Raw genomic sequence first — 14,748 nt, 5'->3', positions numbered from 1 at the left:
GTGGTGCGGAGGCGGGGAACGCGGCTGCGTTAAGCTGGAACCCATGAAGATCTGCGCACCGTTCGCCGGGATCGTGCACTATCGGGTGGCAGCCGGTGCCCGGGTGGACACCGGTGAGGAACTGGCCGTCGTCGAAGCCGTCAAACTGGAGGCCCCGGTGTTTGCACCGGGCCCGGGAGTGGTCGCCCACCTGCACCGCGAGGATTTCGCGGATGTGGTGGGCGGCGAAGAACTGCTGGAACTGAACGAGGGGTGAATCAGATGGGTAAGACACGCATCATCGCGGGGGAGGCCCGGGGCCGCAAGATCGGGGTGCCCGAGGCAGGTACCCGACCGACCAGCGACCGCGCCCGGGAGGGGTTGTTCTCCTCCCTGCAGGTCCGCTTCGGCTTTGAGGGCGCCCGCGTGCTCGATCTCTTCGCCGGTTCCGGGGCGCTCGGCCTGGAGGCCGCCTCCCGCGGTGCCGAGGAAGTGGTGCTCGTGGAGAACAACGCGGGGGCGGCCAACATCATCCGGGCGAACATGGCGGTGGTCCGGCACCCCCGCACACAGCTCGCCGAGATGAAGGCGTCGACCTACCTGGCCCAGGCGCCGCGGCAGTATTTTGACATGGCGCTGATCGATCCGCCCTATGAACTCGCGGACGAATCCGTCCGGGAGATGCTCGAGGCCCTCATCCCCGCCCTGGTCGACGGGGCGGCCGTGGTGGTGGAGCGGCACGTGCACTCGCCGGAGACCGACTGGCCGGCGCAGTTCACCCCGACGACCCAGAAGCTGAAGAAACGCGTTTACGGCAGGGCCCGCATGGACATGGCCGTCTACCACGAAAACAGCGGGGAGCAGGAATGAAGGCAGTCTGCCCGGGCAGTTTCGACCCGGTGACCATGGGGCACCTGGACATCTTCGCCCGGGCCGCCGCCCACTTCGAGGAGGTCGTGGTGCTGGTGACCGGGAACCCCGCCAAGCAGACGGGACTGTTCAGCGTGGCTGAGCGCAAGGACCTGATCCGGGAGGTCACCTCCGACATCCCGAACCTCCGCGTGGACAACTGGGGCGGGTTGCTGGTCGACTACACCTCCGCGCACGAGATCGGGGCCCTGGTCAAGGGACTGCGCAGCTCCCTGGACTACGAGTACGAACTGCCCATGGCGCAGATGAACCGCCGGTTGACCGGGGTGGACACCTTCTTCCTGCTCACCGACGAAAAATACGGCTACGTCTCCTCCAGTCTGTGCAAGGAAGTAGCCAGGTACGGCGGCGACGTCTCGGGCCTGCTCCCGGAAACCGTCGCCGCCGCGGTGCAGGAAAAGTACCGCCGGCAGCGGCCCTAGCGAGAGCTGAGCCGCTGGGTGGCCGGGGCGCAGCTAGGCTGTAGCCGTGCTCTCCCTGACTGCCGTGGTTCTCGTCATCCTCATCGGCTCCTGCCTGCAGCGGGTGTCGGGCCTGGGACTCGGGCTCGTGGCCGGGCCCGTGCTCTCCGTGGTGATGGGGCCGGTGGAGGGGATCCTGGTGGTCAACCTGCTGGCCGTGCTCAACGCAGCCCTGCTCACCTGGACAGTGCGGGCGGGGATCGACTGGCGCAAGTTCGCCCTGATCGGGGCCATGCTGATCTTCGGTGCCGTTCCCGGGGCTCTGCTGATCACCGTGGTGTCCGCGTCCCTGCTCCAGGTGATCGTCGGGGCCACGCTCCTGGTCGCACTCGCCGTGGTCACCTTCTTCGCCGGCCACATACCGCAGCTACAGGGTAGAGGGCCGGCCCTGCTCGCGGGCGTGGCCGGCGGCTTCATGAACACCCTCGCCGGGATCGCCGGGCCGGCCATGACCGTCTACGCGCAGGCGAGCCGCTGGGAACAGAACTCCTTCTCCGCGACGCTGCAACCGATTTTCCTGGTGGCTGGCCTGCTGTCGGTGACGGTGAAACTACTCACCGGGGCAGCGACCTTCCAGCACACGGACGGGTGGGTGTGGCCGCTCGGGGTGCTCGGAATGGTGGCGGGCATCAGCCTCGGCGGGATCCTCACGCGTCGGGTGGCGAAGCACCGGGCCCGCCGTCTCGCGTTGATCCTGGCCACCGCCGGCGCGGTTGTCGCGCTGGTCCGGGGACTGGGCGGACTGGTGACCGGGTGATCCGTCCGGCTTCCCGCGGAACCCGGGCCTCAGGGACGCTGCTGCCGCGGTCGGGGCCACCGCCGACCGGTGCGTTCTTCCACTGCCCGGTTCATCCGCACCAGGTAGGCGACGAAAGTGTCCACCTCGTCCTCGTCCCAGTCAGCCAGGACCCCGGCCAGGTTCCGGGTGCTGGCTGAACGTTCCTCGTCGAGCAACGCGATCCCGGTCTCGGAGGCGCGGAACTTCCGGGCCAGACCGCCCCCGGGGTCCGGGATGCGTTCGGCGAAGCCCTTGGTGACCAGCGCCCTGGTCTGCCGGTTCAGGGTGGAGGCGTCCAGTCCCGTCACCTGGCCGAGTTCACTGATGCTGGACGGGCCCTCGACCTGCAGGAGGGTGAGGAGCACGTAGGCGCTCTGGTCGAGCGTGCCAGGGGAATTACCGGCGCGGCCGGTATAGGCGTGCAGGTGCCGGCCGAAGATCATGCTCTCGTATTCCAGGGCGGTGAAGGAGTCCTTGGGCATGCACCCATCCTGCCATAGTATGTGCATAATACACATCATGTGTACTATGCACGTATGGTTTTAGCTGACACCCCCCGCAACACGGGGGAACCGGCGGTTTCGCCGCCACCCCGACTGATCGTGGGAATCCTCGCGGGCACCGGCATCACGGTCTCCCTGGCCCAGACGCTGGTGGTCCCGATCATCGGCGCACTCCCGGACATCTTCGGCACGTCTCCGGCCACCGCCTCGTGGATCATCACGGTCACCTTGTTGACCGGAGCTGTCTCCACACCGGTGGCCGGCCGACTGGCGGACATATACGGCAAGAAGCCGATGATGCTCGTGGCCCTGGCCCCGTTCCTGGTCGGTTCTGTGATCTGTGCGGTCTCCACCGACGTGCTGCCTATGATCCTGGGGCGTGGGCTCCAGGGACTGGCCTCCGGCCTGATCCCACTGGGGATCTCCCTCATCCACGACCTCCTCCCCAGGGAGCGGGCCGGCTCAGCGATCGCGCTGATGAGTTCCTCGATGGGCATCGGTGGTGCGCTCGGCCTGCCCGTGGCGGCCGCCGTGGCCCAGTTCGCCAACTGGCGCGTCCTTTTCTGGGTGATCGCAGCGGCCGCCGCGATGGCGCTGCTGGCCATCTGGTTCGGCATCCCGTCCCTGCGCACCGCCACCACCCGTACCCGCTTCGACTATTTCGGGGCGTTCGGGTTGTCGCTGGGCCTGATCGCGCTGTTGCTGGCCATCTCCAAGGGGGCGGACTGGGGCTGGGGCTCGCCGGTCACCATCGGCTGCGCCGCCGGTGCCGTGATCGTGCTGCTGCTCTGGGGCAGCTGGGAGCTGTCGCGACGCGCGCCGTTGGTGGACCTGCGGACCGCGGCCCAGCCGGTAGTGCTGCTGACCAACATCGCCTCCGTGCTGATCGGCTTCACCATGTACGCGATGAATCTGATTCTGCCCCAGGTGCTGCAACTGCCCGTCGAGCTCGGCTACGGCCTGGGCCAGACGATGCTGCAGATGGGACTGTGGCTGGCCCCGATGGGGCTGGGCATGATGCTGATCTCCCGGCGTGGGGCAGCGATCAGCGCGACCCGTGGCCCCCGGGTCACCCTGGCCCTGGCCGGCGTCGTCATCGCGGTCGGCTACGCTCTCGCCGCCGTGGTGCTGCTTACCGTGGGTGACCGTGCGCCAGGGCAGGACGCGTCGGCGGCCGTGATCGTGACCACTCTGGTTCTGCTGTCGCTCTCCGGGCTCGTAGTGGGCTGCGGCATCGGGCTTGCCTACGGTTCCATGCCGGCGCTCATCATGTCGGCGGTGCCGGCCACGGAGAAGGCCTCCGCGAACGGTTTCAACGCCCTGATGCGTTCGCTGGGAACCACCATCTCCGCTGCGGTGGTGGGTGCGGTGCTCGCGGTCATGGTCACTGACGGCGTGCCCTCCCAGGGTGGGTTCCTGGTCGCCCTGCTGATCGGTTGCGGCAGTGCCCTGGTGGCCGCGGTGATCGCCTTCGCCATTCCGGAGCAGGCCACGCCGGTGGTTACCAGCGCAGCACCGCGCTGATCCGCCCACCCCTGAGAAAACACCACGACGGCCCGTCGAGACGCCAGAAGCGTCCTCGGCGGGCCGTCGCGGTGGTGCCGGGAAGAATCAGCTCAGCAGGTTCGACAGGAACTCCCGGGTGCGTGGTTCCCGGGGGTTTTCCAGGACCGCTGCCGGCGCCCCGGATTCCACGACCATGCCGTCGGCCATGAAGACCACCTCATCGGCGACCTCCTTGGCGAAGCCCATCTCGTGGGTGACCACGACCATCGTCATGCCGTCGTCGGCCAGCTGCTTCATGACGCGCAGCACCTCACCGACCAGTTCGGGGTCCAGTGCGGAGGTGGGCTCATCGAAGAGCATCAGCTTCGGTTCCATGGCCACTGCGCGGGCGATGGCCACCCGCTGCTGCTGGCCGCCGGAGAGCTGGACAGGGTAGGCCTCCGCCTTGTGGGCCAGACCCACCTGCTCCAGCAGTTCCCGGGCCTTCGCGGTGGCCTCCTTCGGGTGCTGGCCCTTGACGTGCACGGGAGCCTCAATGATGTTGTCCAGCACGGTCCGGTGGGGGAAGAGGTTGAAGGACTGGAACACCATGCCGATATCGGCGCGCTGGCGGGCAGCCTCCTTCTCGGAGATCTCGTAGAGCACGCCCTCCTTTTCCCGGTAACCGATCAGCTCGCCGTCCACGTAGAGGCGGCCGGCGGTGATCTTCTCCAGGTGGTTGATGCACCGCAGCATCGTGGATTTTCCGGAGCCGGAGGGGCCGATCAGACAGGTGACCTGACCCGGTTGGACGGTCAGGTCAATTCCCTTGAGGACGTGGAGCTGGCCGAAACTCTTGTGGACCTGCTGGGCCTCGATCATGGGGGTGGACATGGCTTAGTACCCCTTCCGGGTGTCGTTGTCGGGGATGACGGTGACGTTGCCGGGCAGTGCACCCTCGGCGTCCGCCAGGGCAGCCAGCTGGCGGCCGGTCAGTTCCCGGGTGGCGCCGCGCTCGTAGTACTTCTCCAGGTAGTGCTGGCCGACCATCAGCAGGGAGGTGATGGCCAGGTACCAGGTGGCCGCCACGAGCAGCATCGGCACCGGATCGAACAGCGCGTTGGCGATGTCCATGGACCGGCCGTAGAGCTCCAGTGAGTAGGGGACCGCGACCACCAGTGAGGTGGTCTTGAGCATCGAGATCAGCTCGTTGCCGGTCGGCGGGATGATGATGCGCATCGCCTGCGGCATCACGGTGCGCCGCATCGTCATCCACCAGCCCATGCCGAGCGCCTTGGACGCCTCCAACTGGCCCTCGGGCACGGATTGGATGCCGGAGCGGACGATCTCCGCCATGTAGGCGGCCTCGTTGAGCCCCAGGCCGATCACGGCGAGGAAGAACATGTTGGACAGCAGTCCCTGCAGGTCGAACTCGGCGAATCCGACGTTGATGGACTGATACAGGGACCCGAGCAGACCCCAGAACACCAGCTGGACATACACCGGGGTACCCCGGAAGACCCAGAGGAAGACCCACGCCACCCCCTGGAGCACCGGGTTGGGCGACATCCGCATCACGGCCATGATCGCGCCGAGCACCACGCCGATGAGCATCGCCAGCACCGTCAGCGCCAGGGTGTGCAGCGCCGCGGTGGCGATGCGGGTGTCGAAGAGATAGGCGCGGTAGGTGTCCCAACCGTAGGCCTCGTTGGTCAGAGCGCCGATGACGAACCAGGCGAACAGTGCCAGGATGATGGCGGCCGCGATCCAGCGGCCCGGATGGGGCAGCGGCCTGGCCTTGATGGGAGCCGGTGAGCTCATGGGGAGTGGTCCTTCCACGACAGGGAACTTCAAGACGGGCCCGCCAGATCCGCGGCGGAAGGCGGATCCGGGATATCCGCACAGCACCGGTTGCGGGGCAGCGGGTGCTACGGATCGCCGGTGACTGGCCGGCTGCGGGGCGGATTCTGCCTACGTCACTTTAGTAGAGGAGTCCGCCGGAGCCACAGGCGGCTCACACAACGTGGTTGATGACCGTGCCTACAGCGGTCACCAATGCCACACCGATCACCGGGCCCGCCGGCAGTGCCAGCCGCAGGTCCTCCTGCGGGTTGCCGCTGCCGCCGAGAGTTTCGGTGAGCGCGGCCAGATGCTCCTCGGCGAGTGGGCTGGACGGCTCCATCTCCGGAAGGTGCGGGGCAGGCTGGGAGGAGACGGGGCACCGGCTGGGCGGGGCGGTCGGTACCACGAGCATGAGAGCAACGGCGGTGGTCAGGGTGGGGAAGATGCGGCGCGGTGCGGCAGGTTTCTGATGGGAGGTGGAGAAGACAATGGAGCCGAGCCTGGCGCCGCAGCGGAGCTACTGCGCCGGGGCCAGGTAGTCTTCGGCCGCCGGCACGGGTTCTTCATTGATGAGCGCCCGGTCCAGCAGGCCGTCAGTGATGTTCCACTGTGCGAGCACCTCGGTATAGGCACCGGTGTCGATCAGATGCTGCATCGCCTGCGCGAGGGCGTAGCCTAGTTCGGAGTTCTTGTTCACGGCGAAGCCGTAGGGCGCGGCCTGGAAGATCTCGCCGGTGGTCTCCATGCGGCCGTCGGAACGCTCGATGGCCCAGGCGGTGATCGGGGAGTCGGCGGAGAAGGCGTCGGCCCGGCCCAGGACGAGGGCCGTGGCGGCGTTGTCCGAGGTGTCGTAGGCGAGCACCTCGATGGGCTCCTTGCCTTCTTCGATGCACTCCTGCGACTTCGGCCGTACGTCGTCGGTCTCGGAGACGGTGGTGCGCTGGACGGCCACGGTCAAACCACAGGCGTTGTCCGGGTCGATGTTGTCACCGGGTTGCTGCGCCCACTGGATGCCCGCGTAGAGCGAGTTGACGAAGTCGTAGTTCTCCCGGCGTTCGTCCGTGTCCGTGAAGCCGGAGCCGCCGAAATCGATGGTGCCGGAGGAGACGGCGGGCAGGATCATGGCGAAGTCCTGTTCCACGGGGCGCAGGTCCAGGCCGAGGACGCCGGCCAGGGCCCGGCCCATGTCGACCTCCATGCCGATGATGTTGCCCTGGGAATCCTTGAACTCGAAGGGGGCGAAGGGCGGGTTGGTGCCCATCGTCAGATGCCCCTTGGCGGCGATGTCGTCGGGGACCAGAGCGGCCAGCTCCGGAACCTCCGCCGGCACGACCGGCTCCCAACCGTCGGGGTTGCCCTGCTCCTCGTTGGTGACGCAGGAGGCGAGCAGCGTGGTAGTGGCGAGGATGGCCGCCACCGGCACGGCGCGGGAGGATATTCGCCGGAGACGGGAGAGGGATCGATGCATGGGAAAAAGTGTAGCCGCAACCCTTCTCCGGTCGGACACCGGATTCTTGAAGGTTGCGGCTGCTGTGCCAGGGGAAGGCGGGGTCAGGCCGGTTCGGTCTCGGTGCGGACCAGGGACTGCTTGGGGCTGAGCTTCTCGGCGACGATGAAGGCGGCGACAATCGCTCCACCGAGGGCGACCATGCCGATCACCGTCCAGATCTCACCGCTGGAGCCGTAGGGGGAGAGGAGGCCCGCCTCGCCGTCCTGCCACGGCCACAGCGCCCGCAGCGAACCCAGCATGAGGCCCGACATGATGGTCAGGGTGATGGTGCGGTGGTGCTCCAGCACCCAGCTGAGTCCCCGGATGAACAGGATGATGCCGAGCAGGGCACCGAGGATGAACACGCCGATCACGTCCCACTCGCGGTTGGACAGGGAATTCATCACCGGAGCATAGAGGCCGACGGCGAGCAGGAAGAAGGAACCGGAGACCCCGGGCAACACCAACGCACACACGGCGACGGCGGCAGCCAGGAAGATGATGATCAGCGAGGGGTTCTCCTGCGGGGCGGAGGTGAAACCGGTGGCGATGAAACTCACGACCGCGGCGACGATGAACACCGGCACCACGGCGGGCAACTTCTTCTTCAGGTCCTTCGGGTCCATCATGCCCACGGGCACGATGATGGAGACGGCCACCATGCCCAGGAACAGGCCGCGGGAGACCTCGGGGTGGTTCTCGACGAAGTTCGACAACAACGTGGACATGGAGAACACCATGAGGACCATGCCGACGCCGACCGCCAACAGGAACAGCCAGTCCACCTTCGCGGCGGCGGCGTTCAACCGGGAGCGGTCCTTGACGGCCGCCTTCACGACGTCGAGCAGGCCGTTGCCGGCACCCAGCGCACGCTCGTAGATACCGACCACCAGCGCGACGGTGCCGCCGGAGATGCCCGGGACGAGTTCCGCCATGCCGATCAACCCGCCCCGGATGAAGTTGAGGATGATGCTGATCGGGGTATTGCGGGCACGTTTGGGGTAGATGTGTTGATCCGGTGCTGTCATGGTGGCCTGAAGGTCCCGTCCTACGAAGATACAGATGGTCAAAAGTTGAATGCCCAGTCTAAGCGAGTTCGGCCGGGGGCCGAAAGCGGCGGGCCGGCGGGTGGGAGGGGTAGCCCGGCCCGCGCCCCGGGAGCGTATCTTCTGTTATTGCCTATCACGTGGGAGAGGCATCTCCAGTCAAGGTTTTCCACTTGACGATGGGGCTAGCGTACGGTGCTCACCAGGGTCACCAGACCACCCGCGATGGTGACCAGCGCCGCACCCAGCAGCCAGTCCTTGCCCAGGTCGAGCACGTCGTCCAGGGTGTCGTCGCTGCTGCCCCCGGCGGACAGGTTCTCCATGGCGGAGCTGCCGAGCTTGGCCTCAGCCGGAAGGCTCTCGAGGGCCTCCGCGGCCCCGGCGGCGGGCACTGCGGTGAAGGTGAGGGTGGCGGTGGCGGTCAGGGCGACCAGGAAGCGACGCATCGCGGATTATCTCCTTGTGGAAAAGACTGTGAACGCGATAAGAATAGCCGTTTCCCGGCCGCGGCGCGCCCCAAGGTGGCCGCTGGCCGGTCGCTGGTTCGGTCAGCCGTCGATATCGTCCGGCCGCACGGCAAACGCTTCCGGATCAGTGAGGACGACATTGCGGGCCAGGGGGATCTGGTGGGAGGCACTTTCCAGGATGTGCATGAAGTAACCGGCGGTGTTGGGGATAGCGATCAGGTCTCCGGGCTTGACGCCACCGGGAAAATTCAGCCGTCGGCGGATGATGAGCTCATCCTCGATGCAGTAGGCACCGACCAGGAAACCGGAGACTGCAGTGGCCGGATCGGCCGGGTGCTGCCGCACGAGCACCGGATCCAGCAGAATGTCATCGGAGGTGGTGCGGCACTGGGTTCGGTTCATCGCCACCCCGATCAACGGGAGGCCGTCACTGCGCTCCTTGCGGAAAGCGACCTCCGTCAGGATCAGGCCGCAACCGTCGAGGAGGGAACGGCCCGGTTCCAGATGCAGGTGCAGACCGCGGCGGATCAGTCCGGCGGCGGCGGTTTCCTCACCGCCCGCCAGTGGCCCACCCAGCAGCTCCCGCAGCCAGTCGCCGCGCGTGGGCTGCTGATGGAAGGGGTAGAAGGACCGCAGGGGATCCGCCTTCCAGGTGAAGGGCTCCCGCTCGCCGGCATTCATCGCCTCCCGCTCCCGCAGGAAGGTCTCCCACTGCTGTCTATCGTCCAGGTAGCTCATGGGGACGCCGCCACCGAGGTCGACGAACTGCGGCAGGTGACCGTGCCGGGCGGCGGCGTCCACCAGCTGGAGCGCCTCACCCAGGGCCGTCCGCCGGTCGGTGGCGGAATAGCCGTGCAGGTGGACGTGGACGCCCACCACATCCACGCCCGCAGGGCAGTGGGGCAGGGCCGTCGTCCACGTGTCCAGGCGCTCCCCGAAGCGCGTCGGTGGCAGGTGTGCCGGGTCCGGCGCCAGACGGGGCGCCACCCGGACCCGCTGATTCCGGGTGGCGGCGATCTCCGCGACCCGATGGAGCTCGGCCACCGAATCCACCGAGACGCACACGCCCGTGCTGACCGCCAGCTCCAGGAGGGTGTCCGGCTTGATCGCCGCGCTGAGAATGATGCGTTCCGGTTTTACCCCGCGGTCAAGTACCTGTGCGAGCTCCCGGTGGCTGGCGACGTCCACGCCGTGACCGAGATCGCGTACCCGGTCGACGAAGCCGAGCGCCTTGTTCGCCTTACGGGCGAAGAACACCTGCACCGGCACCCCGAGATCCGCGCCGGCCTCGACGAGCTCTGCGATATTGCGCTCCATCGGTCCCGGGTGCAGGACGTTGACGGGGGACCCGTACTCCGCCACCAACTCGGCGCAGCGGGCCGGATCGCCGAGCAGCTGCCGTTCCCAGGGCTCCAGCCGTGCGGTCAGTGGTGGCTCACCGTGCACTCCGCGCTCCAGGGTTTCGGCGCCAGCTCCGCCGAGGACATCTGTCACCCGGCGCGCCCATCGTTCGATCACGTCGTGCAGGGCACGGTTGAGGGAGTCGTTGCCGAGCACCGTGTCCTCGGTCTCCCGGCCGATGACCGCGAGATGCTCCTGACCGGTCACGGTGCCGTCGCGTTCGACCGCCAGCCCGCGGCCGGAGGGTTCCAATTCGGCGAGCCCCTGCTCGACGAGGGCGCCGACCAGGGTGCCGGAAACGACGCCCTGGGGCGCGAGCACGGCATCGACCACGACATCGGCGCCGGTGGTGCTCACCGCCCAAGGCAGGTCGTCGGACCCCGCGGTCATCAGCGAGGTATCCACGACGCCAGCGTCGATCAGGGCGAGCAGCCGTTCGACGGTGGCCGGGGGCGGGCCGAACCCGACGCGTTCCAGGCGGCGGCTCAACTCGTGGAAGCCGGGCAGGTCGGCCCGACCGCCGTATGAGGTCCGCCAGATGATGGCGGGGTAGAGACGCCGCCAGGCTTCGCCGACCGCCCATTCCGCTCCCGGAGTCCGCTGGCCCTGGGCCACCGCGAGGGAACACCGGAGTTCGGTGACCGGATCGCCGCTGGCGTCGGTGCCGTCGAGCACCGCCCTGATCGCGGTGGTGTCCGGGGCCCGGACGCCCGCGGTGCGCAGGTAGCTGCTGGCGGTTTCCCCGAGGATCCGGACGAGGTCAGCCGTTGAGCCGGCGAGGCGGATGGCGGCGTCACCGGCACGGGTGGCTGCGGTGAGGTCGAGACAGGTGAGGGAAGTACCGGGGGTGGGCTTGACCACCAGGAAGCGGTTGCTGCGGCTGACGGGCAGGATGCGGGACGGTTCCTCCCCGGAGGGCACGTAGCGCACTCCGGAGTCCCCCGCGGTGAAGCTCCCACCGCGTTCGACCGTCAGCGCGAGGGTGGCGTCCAGGAAACTCAGTGCCGCCCCCCGTACCAGGACGGTGTCACCGGGCGCCACAGACCGCAGCCCGTGGGCGGGGTAGACCGGGGTGGTGGGGACGCCGTCGATGGTCGGGGGCAGCGCGCCGGGCCAGGAGGTGGCGTGGCCGGTGGCCAACAGCACTTCCGCGAACTCGCGGTGCCGGCCGTCGGCGGTACGGAGCCGCCAGTGGTTTCCGGCCGCTCCCGCCGCGGGCGCGATGTCGCTGACTGCCTGGCTGACGTACCGGAACCGGCACCCGCGCGGCAGGTGCGCGGTCAGCTCCCGCCAGCTGGCGCCGAAGAATTCGCCGACTGACGACCGTGGCGGAAAGTGGTCGGTGGCCGACTCCCCGCGGCGCTCCCGCCACTGGTTGAAACCGCCCAGGTGGGAGCTGATGGCCCTGGCGGTGACGTTGATGAGCCAGGAGTCGGGCTGTGAGGTGTCGTAGGCCGCGCCGTGGCCGAGAGGGCGGTGGTCGAAGACGGTGATCTCGGCTGCGGTGCCCGCCTCCGCGAGATGGTGGAGGAGCCGTTCCGTCGCCTGCAACCCGCGGGGACCACCCCCCACGATGGCGATCTGACGCGGACGGGAATCGGTGGGGGCGTTAACGGTCACGGGAATGGTGCCTTTCCGGGCTGAAGGGGGAGGTCGGGAGAGGGATCGGAGGGCGTCGGAGGATCAGGGGAAGGTGCTGATCCGCTCTTCGAGTTCGGCACCGTCGATGCCGAGGGTCTGCCGGGTCCACTCGTCGTTGTAGACCGTGTCCAGGTAGGCGCCGCCCGCGTCGTGCAGGATCAGCACCATCTCCGAACCGACCGGGAGGTCCGCCGCTCGGGCGAGCGCGGCGGTGACCACCGCGCCCCCTGAGGCCCCGGGAAGGATGCCCTCCCGACGGGCGAGCAACCGCGCACCCGTCACCGAGTCGATGTCGCTGACGCGGTCGACCGCGTCGGGGCGGGACTCGGTGGCCAGCTCCGGGAGTACACCGGCGCCGAACCCCGGCAGGCTGCGGTGGCCGCGGCAGCCGCCGAAGAGCACCGAGCCCTCCGCGTCCACGCCGACGGTGGTGGTCGCGGCGCCGATCCGGCGCAGATGCCGGAGACAGCCGCCGATGGTGCCCGTCGTACTCATCGCGACCAACAGCAGATCGGGCGCATGGCCCAGTTGCTCGACCACCTCGGTCATGGTGCCGTCCGCGTGTGCCCCGAAAGCCGCCCGATTCGAGTACTGGTCCAGGCTGAGGGAGCCGGGGATCTCCTGCAGCAGTTCCGCGACCCGGCTGCGGCGGGCCTGCAGCCAGTCGCCGGTCACCGGATCCGGTTCGGTGACGTGGTGGACCTTGGCCCCCAGCGCGGTCATCGTGGCCACCGCCTGCTGATTGACGCGGGGGTCCACCACGCAGTGGAACGGCCAGCCGCCCAGGGACGCCTCTCTGGCCAGGGCCATTCCCAGGTTGCCGGAGCTGGACTCGATGATGCTCATGCCGGGGCGCAGCTCACCGGTCCGTCGCGCTGCGTCGATCAGCGCCTTCGCGGTCCGGTCCTTGGCGCTGCCCCCCGGGTTGAAGTACTCGAGCTTCGCCCAGACGGTGACGTCCGGCCGGGGCAGGAGCCGGTCGAGGCGGATGAGTGGGGTGTTGCCGATGGTGCTTCGGATACCGGTGTCGGGATCAGTTTCGACGTGGGACACGGTTCCTCCTCTGGCGGATGGGCCGGTGTGGCGGTAGTGGATGAGCGCCCAGCATAGTCATTGTCGGGTCCGGAAAGAGTTATCGCAGCGTGCGGAAAAGTGAAGGGGCGCAACCAATCTGCGCTGGTCGCGGCCGGGGAACGGCCGTTCGATTCGGTGGTGCGGCGGGGCCCGGCCGCCCAGGCCGGAACTCCGGCTGCTGGGCGGGGACGTCCGCTCGTGGCCGGTCTCGGGCTGTGCCCCGGCGAAGACGGCCCCGGGGTACTGCGGTTTCTGGTCCGTCTCGGCTGCCCGCAGAACTTCGCGGCAGCCGGACGGAAGGAACGGGAGCCTACCGGTACCTCATGTCACCGACGCCGTAGTAACCGGTGGGTGTATAGGCGCGGTCGTCGCACGGGGAGGCGTTGTCCCGCAGCGGGGGACACCCCGGAGCCCGTGCTTCCGGAGATCGGCGCGGAGGCGGGCCCTCCCCGACAGCCGGGGCTGGTGCGGCAACGCAACACCCTCCCGCCGGAAAACTGATCCGACGGGAGGGTGAGTGATGTGCCCCAGGTGGGACTCGAACCCACACTGGACGGGTTTTGAATCCGTTGCCTCTGCCAATTGGGCTACTAGGGCATGGGAAGAATCATAGACCAGGGGGGAACCCCAAGACCAATCCCGGGGCGGGAAACTCCTTGTTCTCGCTAGAATCAGATGGACAGTGTCCCCGCCCACCGGGCCCCACTCCGAGGGAGGAAATGCCGTGCGCACCATCATCGTCACCGGCGCCAGCGACGGCATCGGAGCGGCAGCAGCCGATATGCTGGCCGCCGCCACCGAGGACCGGCTGGTGCTCGTCGGACGGTCCCCGGACAAAACCCGGGCCGTGGCGCAGCGGCTGGGCGCGGAATACCACCTGGCGGACTTCTCCCGGTTGGAGGACGTACGCCGCCTGGCGCACACCCTCACCGCGTCCTGCCCGCGCATCGACGTCCTGGCCAATAACGCGGGCGGCATCTTCGACGGCCCCATCCGCACCGAGGACGGATTCGAAAAGACCTTCCAGGTCAACCACCTCGCCCCCTACCTCCTGACGAACCTGCTCATCGAACCCCTCCTGGCCAGCGGAGCAACCGTCGTCAACACCGCCAGCATCGCCGCCAGAATCTTCAGCGACGTCGACCTCAACGACCTGAACACCTGGGGTGCCTACACCCCCAACCGGGCCTACGGCAACGCCAAGCTGGCCAACATCGTCTTCGCCAAGCAGCTCCACGCCCGCTTCCACCACCGGGGCCTCAACGCCGTGGCCTTCCACCCGGGCGTGCTCGCCACCAGCTTCGCCACCCAGACCAGCGGCATGATGCACCGGCTTTACCAGGGACCCCTGTCCCGCCTGCTTGCCTCCCCGGAAACCGGCGGAGCCAGACTGTTCCACTTCATCACCGGACAGCCCGGGCAGGACTGGGAGTCCGGCCACTTCTACGGCGACAACCTCAAGCCCGCCGACAGTCACCCACAGACCCGGGACCGCCGGTTCGCCGAGCGGCACTGGGAGCTTTCCGCCCAGATGCTCGCGGTCCGGTGGCCCGATCACGGCGAAACGCCCCGGGACCACTGAGTCCGCCTCCGACGGCCGAGAGCGGTCACCTAGACTCTGCAGTGTGAGTGAGAAAACCGATCAGACCCAG

15 protein-coding genes and 1 tRNA gene are annotated in these 14,748 nt (G+C 68.2%); 6 read left to right on the top strand and 10 right to left on the bottom strand.

What is annotated here, in order from left to right; translation table 11 throughout:
- The first annotated feature begins 43 nt into the window (after positions 1-43).
- Genes ACQCVD_RS12440 through ACQCVD_RS12425 form a run of 4 tightly spaced genes read left to right on the top strand, consistent with a single transcriptional unit; the run spans position 44 to position 2,127 of the window.
- Positions 44-256 (top strand): acetyl-CoA carboxylase biotin carboxyl carrier protein subunit, encoded by a 213-nt coding sequence (locus tag ACQCVD_RS12440; RefSeq protein WP_426824085.1) that lies wholly within the window; start codon positions 44-46, stop codon positions 254-256.
- Positions 257-261: 5 nt separating this feature from the next.
- Positions 262-849, top strand: coding sequence for a 16S rRNA (guanine(966)-N(2))-methyltransferase RsmD (rsmD, locus tag ACQCVD_RS12435; protein WP_426824084.1), 588 nt, complete (start codon positions 262-264; stop codon positions 847-849).
- Positions 846-1,331 (top strand): pantetheine-phosphate adenylyltransferase, encoded by a 486-nt coding sequence (gene coaD / locus ACQCVD_RS12430; protein WP_426824083.1) that lies wholly within the window; start codon positions 846-848, stop codon positions 1,329-1,331. Before rsmD ends, coaD begins: the two co-directional genes overlap by 4 nt.
- A gap of 46 nt (positions 1,332-1,377) precedes the next feature.
- Complete coding sequence (locus ACQCVD_RS12425; protein ID WP_426824082.1) at positions 1,378-2,127, top strand: sulfite exporter TauE/SafE family protein; 750 nt, start codon at positions 1,378-1,380, stop codon at positions 2,125-2,127.
- 29 nt (positions 2,128-2,156) lie between these two features.
- Here the strand turns inward: ACQCVD_RS12425 and ACQCVD_RS12420 are convergent, their stop codons facing one another.
- Positions 2,157-2,630 carry a MarR family winged helix-turn-helix transcriptional regulator gene (locus tag ACQCVD_RS12420; RefSeq protein WP_426824081.1) on the bottom strand — a complete coding sequence of 158 codons (474 nt, stop codon included), beginning with the start codon at positions 2,628-2,630 and terminating at the stop codon, positions 2,157-2,159.
- 54 nt (positions 2,631-2,684) lie between these two features.
- Here ACQCVD_RS12420 and ACQCVD_RS12415 point away from each other — a divergent pair, with 54 nt between their 5' ends.
- Positions 2,685-4,175, top strand: a complete 1,491-nt coding sequence (locus ACQCVD_RS12415) for an MFS transporter (protein WP_426824080.1) — start codon at positions 2,685-2,687, stop codon at positions 4,173-4,175.
- Between the two features lie 87 nt (positions 4,176-4,262).
- Here ACQCVD_RS12415 and ACQCVD_RS12410 read toward each other — a convergent pair whose 3' ends face one another.
- The 9 genes from ACQCVD_RS12410 to ACQCVD_RS12370 form a co-directional block, all read right to left on the bottom strand.
- Positions 4,263-5,030: an amino acid ABC transporter ATP-binding protein gene (locus tag ACQCVD_RS12410; RefSeq protein ID WP_426824079.1), complete on the bottom strand. Its 768-nt coding sequence runs from the start codon at positions 5,028-5,030 to the stop codon at positions 4,263-4,265.
- Between the two features lie 3 nt (positions 5,031-5,033).
- A complete protein-coding gene (locus tag ACQCVD_RS12405) occupies positions 5,034-5,957 on the bottom strand; it encodes an amino acid ABC transporter permease (RefSeq protein ID WP_426824078.1) in 924 nt (307 codons plus the stop codon).
- A gap of 193 nt (positions 5,958-6,150) precedes the next feature.
- On the bottom strand, positions 6,151-6,390 hold the full coding sequence (locus tag ACQCVD_RS12400) for a hypothetical protein (RefSeq protein ID WP_426824077.1): 240 nt from the start codon (positions 6,388-6,390) through the stop codon (positions 6,151-6,153).
- 105 nt (positions 6,391-6,495) lie between these two features.
- Positions 6,496-7,446 (bottom strand): ABC transporter substrate-binding protein, encoded by a 951-nt coding sequence (locus tag ACQCVD_RS12395; protein ID WP_426824076.1) that lies wholly within the window; start codon positions 7,444-7,446, stop codon positions 6,496-6,498.
- A gap of 83 nt (positions 7,447-7,529) precedes the next feature.
- The gene (locus ACQCVD_RS12390) at positions 7,530-8,495 is read right to left on the bottom strand and encodes a DUF368 domain-containing protein (protein WP_426824075.1); all 966 of its coding nucleotides are present in this window, start codon (positions 8,493-8,495) and stop codon (positions 7,530-7,532) included.
- A gap of 203 nt (positions 8,496-8,698) precedes the next feature.
- Positions 8,699-8,959, bottom strand: a complete 261-nt coding sequence (locus ACQCVD_RS12385) for a hypothetical protein (protein ID WP_426824074.1) — start codon at positions 8,957-8,959, stop codon at positions 8,699-8,701.
- A 102-nt stretch (positions 8,960-9,061) separates the two neighbouring features.
- The gene (locus ACQCVD_RS12380) at positions 9,062-12,001 is read right to left on the bottom strand and encodes an FAD/NAD(P)-binding protein (protein ID WP_426824073.1); all 2,940 of its coding nucleotides are present in this window, start codon (positions 11,999-12,001) and stop codon (positions 9,062-9,064) included.
- Between the two features lie 63 nt (positions 12,002-12,064).
- Complete coding sequence (locus tag ACQCVD_RS12375; protein ID WP_426824072.1) at positions 12,065-13,075, bottom strand: pyridoxal-phosphate dependent enzyme; 1,011 nt, start codon at positions 13,073-13,075, stop codon at positions 12,065-12,067.
- Between the two features lie 544 nt (positions 13,076-13,619).
- Positions 13,620-13,693: transfer RNA gene (locus ACQCVD_RS12370), tRNA-Leu, on the bottom strand.
- 127 nt (positions 13,694-13,820) lie between these two features.
- Between ACQCVD_RS12370 and ACQCVD_RS12365 the strand changes: the two genes are divergently transcribed.
- The gene (locus ACQCVD_RS12365) at positions 13,821-14,678 is read left to right on the top strand and encodes an SDR family NAD(P)-dependent oxidoreductase (RefSeq protein ID WP_426824071.1); all 858 of its coding nucleotides are present in this window, start codon (positions 13,821-13,823) and stop codon (positions 14,676-14,678) included.
- Positions 14,679-14,748: the final 70 nt, after the last annotated feature.

This window comes from Corynebacterium halotolerans (assembly GCF_050107895.1).
Taxonomy (GTDB): Bacteria; Actinomycetota; Actinomycetes; order Mycobacteriales; family Mycobacteriaceae; genus Corynebacterium; species Corynebacterium halotolerans_B.
This window is presented reverse-complemented; position numbering and strand designations above follow the sequence as displayed.

Coding starts and splice junctions, on each gene's coding strand:
- ACQCVD_RS12415 (WP_426824080.1), top strand. CDS start 2,685: ATGGTTTTAGCTGACACCCCCCGCAACACGGGGGAACCGGCGGTTTCG.
- ACQCVD_RS12405 (WP_426824078.1), bottom strand. CDS start 5,957: ATGAGCTCACCGGCTCCCATCAAGGCCAGGCCGCTGCCCCATCCGGGC.
- ACQCVD_RS12390 (WP_426824075.1), bottom strand. CDS start 8,495: ATGACAGCACCGGATCAACACATCTACCCCAAACGTGCCCGCAATACC.
- ACQCVD_RS12385 (WP_426824074.1), bottom strand. CDS start 8,959: ATGCGTCGCTTCCTGGTCGCCCTGACCGCCACCGCCACCCTCACCTTC.
- coaD (WP_426824083.1), top strand. CDS start 846: ATGAAGGCAGTCTGCCCGGGCAGTTTCGACCCGGTGACCATGGGGCAC.
- ACQCVD_RS12420 (WP_426824081.1), bottom strand. CDS start 2,630: ATGCCCAAGGACTCCTTCACCGCCCTGGAATACGAGAGCATGATCTTC.
- rsmD (WP_426824084.1), top strand. CDS start 262: ATGGGTAAGACACGCATCATCGCGGGGGAGGCCCGGGGCCGCAAGATC.
- ACQCVD_RS12400 (WP_426824077.1), bottom strand. CDS start 6,390: ATGCTCGTGGTACCGACCGCCCCGCCCAGCCGGTGCCCCGTCTCCTCC.
- ACQCVD_RS12395 (WP_426824076.1), bottom strand. CDS start 7,446: ATGCATCGATCCCTCTCCCGTCTCCGGCGAATATCCTCCCGCGCCGTG.
- ACQCVD_RS12440 (WP_426824085.1), top strand. CDS start 44: ATGAAGATCTGCGCACCGTTCGCCGGGATCGTGCACTATCGGGTGGCA.
- ACQCVD_RS12410 (WP_426824079.1), bottom strand. CDS start 5,030: ATGTCCACCCCCATGATCGAGGCCCAGCAGGTCCACAAGAGTTTCGGC.